Origin of the sequence: Arthrobacter crystallopoietes BAB-32 (assembly GCF_000328305.2) — a bacterium.
GTDB classification, from domain to species: domain Bacteria; phylum Actinomycetota; class Actinomycetes; order Actinomycetales; family Micrococcaceae; genus Crystallibacter; species Crystallibacter crystallopoietes_A.
The window spans coordinates 1-8,176 of sequence record NZ_ANPE02000161.1; the positions used below are offsets into that span (position 1 = coordinate 1).

8 protein-coding genes, 1 tRNA gene and 1 other RNA gene are annotated in these 8,176 nt (G+C 68.6%); 3 read left to right on the forward strand and 7 right to left on the reverse strand.

The genetic code is table 11. From position 1 onward, the window contains the following. The 3 genes from D477_RS13285 to D477_RS13290 form a co-directional block, all read right to left on the reverse strand. Window positions 1-1,948, reverse strand: a 1,948-nt coding sequence (locus D477_RS13285) for a DNA polymerase III subunit gamma and tau (protein ID WP_005270026.1), incomplete at its 3' end; no start/stop codon positions are given. Between the two features lie 63 nt (window positions 1,949-2,011). Then, window positions 2,012-2,107, reverse strand: an RNA gene (gene ffs, locus D477_RS21875) — signal recognition particle sRNA small type. Window positions 2,108-2,114: 7 nt separating this feature from the next. After that, window positions 2,115-2,471 carry a hypothetical protein gene (locus D477_RS13290; RefSeq protein ID WP_005270027.1) on the reverse strand — a complete coding sequence of 119 codons (357 nt, stop codon included), beginning with the start codon at window positions 2,469-2,471 and terminating at the stop codon, window positions 2,115-2,117. A 191-nt stretch (window positions 2,472-2,662) separates the two neighbouring features. On the opposite strand from D477_RS13290, the gene D477_RS13295 reads away from it, so the two are divergent. Further along, window positions 2,663-2,750: transfer RNA gene (locus tag D477_RS13295), tRNA-Ser, on the forward strand. 96 nt (window positions 2,751-2,846) lie between these two features. Here the strand turns inward: D477_RS13295 and D477_RS13300 are convergent. Further along, the gene (locus D477_RS13300; RefSeq protein ID WP_005270028.1) at window positions 2,847-3,419 is read right to left on the reverse strand and encodes a TetR/AcrR family transcriptional regulator; all 573 of its coding nucleotides are present in this window, start codon (window positions 3,417-3,419) and stop codon (window positions 2,847-2,849) included. Window positions 3,420-3,491: 72 nt separating this feature from the next. On the opposite strand from D477_RS13300, the gene D477_RS13305 reads away from it, so the two are divergent. Then, a complete protein-coding gene (locus D477_RS13305; protein ID WP_043846956.1) occupies window positions 3,492-3,986 on the forward strand; it encodes a DUF4188 domain-containing protein in 495 nt (164 codons plus the stop codon). Between the two features lie 38 nt (window positions 3,987-4,024). On the opposite strand, the gene D477_RS13310 is transcribed toward D477_RS13305, so the two are convergent. From D477_RS13310 to D477_RS13320, 3 genes are all read right to left on the reverse strand, one after another. Continuing rightward, on the reverse strand, window positions 4,025-4,930 hold the full coding sequence (locus tag D477_RS13310) for an oxygenase MpaB family protein (RefSeq protein ID WP_005270030.1): 906 nt from the start codon (window positions 4,928-4,930) through the stop codon (window positions 4,025-4,027). Window positions 4,931-5,219: 289 nt separating this feature from the next. After that, complete coding sequence (locus D477_RS13315) at window positions 5,220-6,248, reverse strand: isopenicillin N synthase family dioxygenase (RefSeq protein ID WP_005270031.1); 1,029 nt, start codon at window positions 6,246-6,248, stop codon at window positions 5,220-5,222. Window positions 6,249-6,354: 106 nt separating this feature from the next. Beyond that, window positions 6,355-7,266: a hypothetical protein gene (locus D477_RS13320; RefSeq protein ID WP_005270032.1), complete on the reverse strand. Its 912-nt coding sequence runs from the start codon at window positions 7,264-7,266 to the stop codon at window positions 6,355-6,357. A gap of 222 nt (window positions 7,267-7,488) precedes the next feature. Here D477_RS13320 and D477_RS13325 point away from each other — a divergent pair, with 222 nt between their 5' ends. Next, a complete protein-coding gene (locus D477_RS13325) occupies window positions 7,489-8,049 on the forward strand; it encodes a hypothetical protein (RefSeq protein WP_005270033.1) in 561 nt (186 codons plus the stop codon). Window positions 8,050-8,176 lie beyond the last annotated feature (127 nt).

The window sequence follows — 8,176 nt, forward strand, 5'->3', positions numbered from 1 at the left end:
GCTGTTGGACCCGAGCCGGCGGCTGCTGCGGCGCGGGCCCGCCGGGACGGGAGCCGTTGTCAGGCCGATCCTGCGGCGGCTGCTGCTGGACGAAGCCAGGTCCTGAGGGACGTTCTGCATTGGAAGGTCCGTCGGGAAGGCCCTGCCTGGACGCGGGACCGCCGGGCCTGTTGGGGCCGGCCTGCGGTGCGGCCTCCCGAGTGGGGGCAGCCGATTCCGGGCGGCCGCCGAAGTGCTGGCCTGCAGCGGGGGCAGCTGCCGGCCGTTGTGGCTCGGGCTCGGGTTCCGGAACGACGCCCCAAGTGCCGCCCCAGTCGCGGGAGGAAGTGTCTGCGGGCGCAGGGGAGGGAGCCGCCGGCCGGGGCTGTTCGGCAGAAGCCGCCGCGGGCTGTTGGGCTGAGGGCCGAGGCTCCTGCGGGGTCGACTGCTGCGGCTGGGGGGCTTGCGAGGAGGCCGGCTGACGTTCCTGCTGGGAAGCCGGCTGGGGCTGCTGCGGTGCCTGGGCGGGCTGGCGTTCCTGTGGTGCCACAGGCTGTGAAGGAGCGGAAGGGGTGGCCTGGGCAGGCTGCGAAGCCGCGGGAACTGCGGGCTGCTGCGCGGGTTGGGCTTCCTGCGCTTGGCCGCCCGTCTGGGCCCGGGCGGCGCGCAGTGCCTCGCGCACTTGGGCGGCACCGGACCCTGTTGCACCCGCACCGGCACCGCCCCAACCGTCGCTGGCAGCGGCAGGTGAGGCCCCGCCGTCGTTAGTGGCACTGGCGCCAGCGGGAGCGTCGGGGATGTCCCCGGCGTAGGAGAGCCGGCGCTCGATCCGGTCGACTCGGGCGGCGACGCCGCGCTGGGCCTGGTCCGCGGCGGGCAGCAGGATCCTGGCGCAGAGCAGTTCGAGGTGCAGCCGCGGCGAGGTGGCGCCGGTCATCTCGGTCAGTGCCTCGTTGGTGATGTCCGCGGCGCGGGAGAGCTCGGAGGCGCCGAGCTGGTGGGCCTGGGTCTGCATCCGCGCGATCTGGTCCTCGGGGACGCCGCGCAGGATGGTGTGCGCGCTCTCCGGCATGGCCTTGACGATGATCAGGTCCCGGAAGCGCTCGAGCAGGTCCTCGACGAAGCGGCGCGGATCATGCCCGGTCTGGACGACGCGGTCGACGGCGCTGAACACGGTGGAGGCGTCCGCGGCCGCGAAGGCGTCGACGACGTCATCCAGCAGCGAGGCGTGGGTGTAGCCGAGCAGGGAGACGGCCAGCTCGTAGTCCAGTCCGGCTGGCCCGGCGCCGGCCATCAGCTGGTCCAGCACGGAGAGCGAGTCGCGGACGGACCCGCCGCCGGCGCGGATCACCAGCGAGAGTACGCCGGGGGCAACCGGGACGTTCTCCTGGTTGCACAGCAGCTCCAGGTACTGCATGAGCGGTTCCGGCGGGACCAGCCGGAACGGGTAGTGGTGGGTGCGCGAGCGGATGGTGCCGATAACCTTGTCCGGCTCGGTGGTCGCGAAGATGAACTTGATGTGCTCCGGCGGCTCTTCGACGATTTTGAGCAGCGCGTTGAAGCCGGCCGACGTGACCATGTGGGCCTCGTCGATGATGAAGATCTTGTAGCGGTCGCGCACCGGGGCGAAGGTCGCGCGCTCGCGGAGATCGCGCGCGTCGTCCACGCCGCCGTGGGAGGCTGCGTCGATCTCGATGACATCGAGGCTGCCCGGACCACCGCGCCCCAGCTCACGGCACGAATCGCACTCGCCGCAAGGTTCCGGCGTCGGGCCTTTGGCGCAGTTGAGGCAGCGGGCCAGGATCCTGGCCGAGGTGGTCTTGCCGCAGCCGCGCGGGCCGGAGAAGAGATAGGCGTGGTTGACCCGGTTCTTCTGCAGTGCCGCCATCAGCGGGTTGGTGACGTGTTCCTGCCCGATGACGTCCGCGAAGGAATCGGGGCGATAGCGGCGGTAAAGGGCAGTACTCACGGTAAGAAAGCCTATCGGTTGCAGAGGGGAGGTGCACTTCGCCCAAGCGGCATGTGGACAGACGGAAAAGACCCCTCATGCACCTGCCAGAGCCCGCTTACCCTTGCTACCTTCCGGTCCTGGGGGAGTTCACAGGATGACACCACATGAGGGGCCGACCAATAGCTTACCCGAGCCGGGCGGGCGCTGGAAAATCGGCCGGGTCAGCCGGCAGGCTGACGTCAATGGGGAAGGTCATGAAGGCAGGGGTCTCGTACGGATGTGCACCAACCGCAGCGCTAACGACGGCGGCGCGCAGGGACCGCGGGTAAATCGCCTCGATCCGGGTCTCCGGTACCTCCTCCGGTGCATTGACCGCTCCGATCGTCGGGTTGGCTCCGGGCAGCGGTGTGAAGCGGCCGGTACCTTCCGTGCTGAACGAGCAGTGCGAGTAGTTGCCCAGCCGGCCGGCGCCGGCATCCCCGATGGCCCGGCGGACGGCATCCGCAGAGTCCGTTGGAACGTAGATGATCAGGCAGTCCATGGGCTCCATGCGGTTCAGTCTGCCATGTGGTGCTGACAGTTTCGGCGCTATGACGGCAACAGTGCTGGAGGCTTTCACGGGCTGCTGCAGTGTTGCTCCGCGGGAAGCCGGCGCTGTGATTCCCGCCGCCCGATTCGGTAGTTTCGGCCGGTTCGGGTATTCTAGAACCTGCTCTTGTTGAGCAAGCATCTGGAGGATTCGCCTAGCGGCCTATGGCGCACGCCTGGAACGCGTGTTGGGTTAACGCCCTCGGGGGTTCAAATCCCCCATCCTCCGCCAAGCAGAAAAGAGCCCCGCCATAACCGGCGGGGCTCTTTTCTTTACCCGGGTACAGGCACGGCGGGGGCAATTGCCGGCGCCGGAGGGGAACGCGGCTCAGACTGCGTAGCTTCGCTCGATCCGATTGAGGGCCGTTTCGTAAGCAGCCTCCCAGTCGATTCCGGGAAGGCCCAGGCCGGACAGCTCCAGGCTGACCAGCCCGTGGACCTGCCCCCAAATAGCGGCGACGGAAGGTTCGACGGGATCGTCCGAGCCAGCGGCCGCCAGTGCGGCGCCAACCGCTTCATACAGCGGCACGATCGAGGCGGCGGCGATCTCAGGAGTGGGTTCGCAGGGCATACGGGTTCCGAGCGGGCCGCTGAACATGAGGGCATAGAACGCGGGATGTTCCAGGGCCCACCTCCGGTACGCGAGGCCGAGTCCGCGCAGTCCGTCCGGGGCGGCGGCGCGCTGGGAATCCCCGAAAGACCGGAAGGCGTCGTCGAGGATCGCCGTCAGCAGCTGGGGCTTGCCTCCGAACAAGGAGTAGACGGCCGTCGTCGACGTCCCCACCGCCGCGGCGATATCGCGCAGGGCGACTCTGTCCGGCCCCTCCTTGGCCACGAGTTCAGCGGTGGTTTCGAGCAGCCGTTGGCGGAGCGAAGAATCGTAAACGGTAGGTCTTGCCATGCCTCCCAGTATTCCATAACATTGTTTTGCAACGTCGTTATGAAACGACGAACTGCAAACCAAGGAGAGGCAATGGCACAGCTAATAGACCCGGGGCGGTTCACTGCAGCTCCGGAGGGGCCGGTGACCGTCTTCCTCATCGGGATGCGCGCGAACCGGTGGTGGAAGGTGCCTGCCGTGGCGCGGACGGCGTCGGCGATGCCGAAGATGCTGCAGTACCTGATGGAACATCCGGACGCGGGGCTGCTGGGCTTCCATTCCTGGTTCGGGCGCACGACGATCATGCTGAGCTACTGGAAGAGCCCCGAGCATCTGCAGCGTTTCGCCGCGGACCGGAACGCGCCGCACCTGGAGCCGTGGCGTCGGTTCATGAAGGAGTCGGCCGGTTCCGGGGATGTCGGTGTCTGGCATGAGACCTACCAGGTGGCGGCGTCCAGCCAGGAGTCGGTGTACAGCGACATGCCGCTGTTCGGGCTCGCGGCGGCTACCCGGCGGGTGCCGATCGGCCGCGGCAGCCATACCGCGCGGCAGCGGCTGGGCCGGCAAAAAACGCCCTCCGCCGCTTAGGTTGGGCCCGCGCGGACGGCAGGCGCCGGCGTCGTTGGTTACTGCGTTGTGCTCGCCTTCAGTCTGGCGATGCGGCGGCGGGCGAAGCCTTCGCTGGCCGGCCTGTTGCCGAGGCCGAGGGCGATGAGGGCGAGCACCAGGCGGGTGGCGGTGCGGACCGGGAGCGGGAGGGGACCGAGGCGGCTCTTCCTGAGCCCGAGCAGCTCCAGGTAGTGGGGCTCAAGCGTCTCGACGGCGCCGGCGAAGAGGATCCGGTAGCCCAGGCGCTGCGAGCGGGGCAGCGGCGGATGCCGGATGAAGTTCACGGCGGCGGCCACCTTGGCATCGCTCACCAGTTCGGGCCTGAATGCGGCGAGCTGCTGGTCCAGCTCGGCGCGGCTGCGCGGAGGATCGGGCACCTGCATGAGTTCGCCGGCGGTGGCCCATTCGGCGATGTAGCGGTCTTCGCCGCCCGGGAGCGGCCCGCCGTAGGCTGCCTGGCCAGCCAGAAAGGCCTCCATGAAGGCCAGGTGGACCCACTTGAGCAGCTGCGGGTCATTGGCCGAGTAGGTCTGGATGGCGCCGCGGGCGTCGGTGTAGGTTCCCTGCACGCGTTCGTGCAGCTTCAGGATGCGCTGGCAGGCGGCGGTGGCGGTGGCCGTGTCGCCATAGGTCACGGTCGCGATCCAGCGGCCGGTGCCGGCGAGCCGGACGAGCGGCTGCTCGCGGTACATGGAGAAGTCGTCTACGCCGGCCAGCGCGCCGGGATGCAGCGATTGGACCAACAGGGCCCGGATGCCTCCGACGAGCGTGGTGATGGAGCCGTGCAGCGCCCAGACTGCGGAGTCCGGCCCGAAGAAACCAGCGTCGGTGCCGTTGGCGAGGTCGCGCGACCAGGCGGGCACCTCGGGGGAGCCGGACACGGTCCTCCGCAGGTTCTGGCGCAAGGCTGAGATGGCACCCATGCCTTCATTATGGACCGTGGGAGCGGGATCGGGGACGCGTCCATCGACTGCGAAACTGTTGGCCCGTACTGGCTGGATTGGGCATCGATTCGGCGCTGAATCCAGCCATTACGGGCCAATCGATTTGGGCAGTCCGGTTGATGGAGGGGACGGGCCGCGAATCTGGTTGATGGAGGGGACGGGAAGCAGCACGACGCCGGTGCCTCGCCTACCGTAGGCGAGGCACCGGCGTCGTTAGGGTCCGGGGGTGCGGCGCAGTGCCGTACACACTACAGCGGCCGCGGGAACGCTACTTGGCGAGCATCTCCGGGTAGTACTTCTCGGTGACGTCCGGGTGGGCGCGGAGGCGGCCCTTGAGCATGTTGGCGCCGAAGCTGGCCAGCATGGGGTTGTTCGGATCGTCGGTCAGGCCGCGGGACTCGGCCCTGAGCTCGGGGGAGAGCGGGACCGGGTCGATGACGGCGTCAAGCCGCGGCGACCAGAAGAACGGCACGGAGTAGCGGTCGACGCCGGGCGGCGGGGCCTGGACGCGGTGGACGGTGGCCGTGACGTAGCCTTCGGTGGCGACCTCCAGCATCTCGCCGAGGTTGACCACGAGGGCGCCTTCGATCGGTTCGACCGGCAGCCATTCCGTGGCGCCCGGTGGCAGGACCTCGAGGCCGCCGACCTGGTCCTGCAGCAGCAGCGTCACGAAGCCGTAGTCGGCATGGATGCCCACGCCCTGGTCCCCGGCTTCCTCGACAACGCCGCCGACGTAGTGCACCAGCTTGCCCATCCAGTGCGGATCGCCCTGGAACGGCTCGTCGAAGTAGTCCTCGGGCAGGCCGAGGCCGACACCGATGCCGGAGAGCAGCTCCTGGCCGACCTTGGACATCAGGTCCGCCCAGGCCATGGCCCGCTCGCGCAGGTCCGGCTGGACGGCGTCGGGCCACTGGTTCGGTCCCTTGAGCAGCCAGTACGGCTGGTCCGCAGGGTAGTCCACAACCGGCTCGCCCTCGGGCGAGTAGTCCAGCTGCTCGCGGGCGTCGGCACGGCCCTGGGTCCGTTCGGTGCCCATCCGGGTGTAGCCGCGGAAGTGCGGTGAGTTGCGGTTGTCCAGCTTCAGCCGTTCCTCGAGCGGGAGGTCGAAGAAGCGCTTGATGGCGTCGAAAAGCTCCGCAACCTGGTGTTCGCCGGCTCCGTAGCCGGTGATCTGGAAGAAGCCGACGCGGTGGGCGGCATCGCGCAGCTGGTCGATGAAAACGGGGTTGAAAGAGCCGTCTTCAAGCCGTGCGGTGCTGAGGTCTAGAACAGGTATGGTCCCCTGGTTGTTTGACATGCAGGCACAGTAGCACCGGGCCTGCGTCACATGCGCGCGTCGATTACGAATTGTGTTCTCGCCCGTGTTAGAGGGGGACGTCCTGTACAGGGCGGGCCGGCGGCCGTCAGAGGGCCTCGGCGATGGCCGCCCAGGTGCGGAGGAAGGCGTTGCCGGCGGCTTCGTGGATCGCCTCGGGCAGGCCGAGATGCGCAGCGGTGAGCACGGGGTACGGTTTGAGCGGCACCCCGTCTTCAGGCCTGACATCCACATGGACGACGGCGTGGCCGGAGTGATGCAGCGTGTCGGCCATGGCGTAGTCGGTCCGGGAGTCTCCCATGGTCCGCCAGGCATGCGGGATGACGCCCTCGGCGGCCAGCATCTCCAGGGCGCGTTGGGCGCCGAGGTCCTTGCCCAGCCGTACGGATTCGATGTCCGTGGCGATGATCGTTGGGTCCAGCCGATAGTCCACGCGGTCGTCGCTGTTGGGCAGGTGGCGGTCCAGCCGGCTCACGCCCAGATTGAAGCTGGCCATCAGGTCCAGGGCCTCGGCGTCGAAGTTTTCCTGCTCCCGCCGGTAATCGACGTTCTCCACCTCGATCAGCTGCTCCACGGAGACCATGGCGTGCTTGGTCTCGTCGAAGAACATGTGGCTGGAATACCTGGCCTGCACCAGCTTGCGGACCTCGGCCGCGTAGTCCTGCGGAACCGCCAGCGAGCGGTCCACGTGCACCGTGCCGGGACCTTCGGCGCCGAAGCTGAACCACACGGCGCCCTTCTCGCAGACCGCGTGGAACCGGATGCCGCCAGGAATGCCGGCCGCCATCAGCGGCTCCATGACCTGCTCGCGGATGAAGGTATCCGAGCGGCCGGTATTGAAGACCACCGGCCAGCCGTTCGACGCCATGGTCAGCAGCGAGCCGAGGATGCTCGCCGGCACCCGCCGGGTCACTGGGCTGGCGATCGGACCGTCCACGTCGAGCAGTAGGCCGATCGGCGGCTGGACACGGCGGCGCTCCGTTCCGGCGGTGAGAGTCATAGCTCCATTATGGCCATGCGGCCGTCGGCGGGAAGCGCGGCGCCCATATCCCGCCCGAGCTTTCTCCAAGGTGGCCGCTGCAAGCTGGCAAGCACCACCACCATCCATACGTTATGGGGAAACGAGATGTTGACAGTAGTTGGGGAACATACTGTCGCGCCGGGGGCCGAGGGAACGGAAGAGGTTCCTACCGGACTGACGCGCAGGGTATTTGGGGTACTGATGGGTGCCGGCATTGCGGCCGTAGTGGGCGGCGGAAGCCTGGTCGCGGCCGGGCAGAACGCCGGCACGGCCGACGGCGTCTCCCGCGGCGAGGGCGTCTGGACCTCCTTCGGCAGCGTCCGGATCACCGGAGCCGAACGGCAGGCGCGCAACCCGCAGGTGCCAGGGGCGGTTTCTTCGTCCGGCGGGCACGGGGGCCACGGCGGCCACACGGTCAGCAGCAGCACGGCGCAGCCGGCGAACCTGACCTTCGGCGACCACATCATGCTGGAGCTGGAAGTCCACAACGGCCTGGACCGCAAGGTCCTGTTCGCGCCGGGCCAGCTGCGGCTCAAGCTCGGCCCCGACGGGCCGACCGTGACGAACCGCAGCCCTGGCATGGGCAAGGGTGCACTGGAGCCGGGCTCCACATCGCACTTCTGGATCAGCTTCCTCGTCCCGTCCGATGCGACGGCCCTTTCGGCCGAATTCACGGACCCCTGGTCGGACGGCGGACCGCTGGCCCTTGAACTGCCCACGGTGCTGCAGCGGCCGGGCTGGCTGGAGGTCAGCCATGACTGAGCACAACAACCTGGAGGAGCCAGCCATGGACATTGAGGCCACGGACCAGGCCCCCGTCAGCCGCTGGAACTTCGTGAAGTACGGTGCGGCGGCGGGGATCGGCGCGCTCGCCTTCGGCGCCCAGCCC

Bases quoted from the DNA above. Each gene is read 5' to 3' on its own strand.
- D477_RS13290 (WP_005270027.1), bottom strand. From the start codon at position 2,471: ATGGACTGCCTGATCATCTACGTTCCAACGGACTCTGCGGATGCCGTC.
- D477_RS13300 (WP_005270028.1), bottom strand. From the start codon at position 3,419: ATGGCAAGACCTACCGTTTACGATTCTTCGCTCCGCCAACGGCTGCTC.
- D477_RS13305 (WP_043846956.1), top strand. From the start codon at position 3,492: ATGGCACAGCTAATAGACCCGGGGCGGTTCACTGCAGCTCCGGAGGGG.
- D477_RS13310 (WP_005270030.1), bottom strand. From the start codon at position 4,930: ATGGGTGCCATCTCAGCCTTGCGCCAGAACCTGCGGAGGACCGTGTCC.
- D477_RS13315 (WP_005270031.1), bottom strand. From the start codon at position 6,248: ATGTCAAACAACCAGGGGACCATACCTGTTCTAGACCTCAGCACCGCA.
- D477_RS13320 (WP_005270032.1), bottom strand. From the start codon at position 7,266: ATGACTCTCACCGCCGGAACGGAGCGCCGCCGTGTCCAGCCGCCGATC.
- D477_RS13325 (WP_005270033.1), top strand. From the start codon at position 7,489: ATGGGTGCCGGCATTGCGGCCGTAGTGGGCGGCGGAAGCCTGGTCGCG.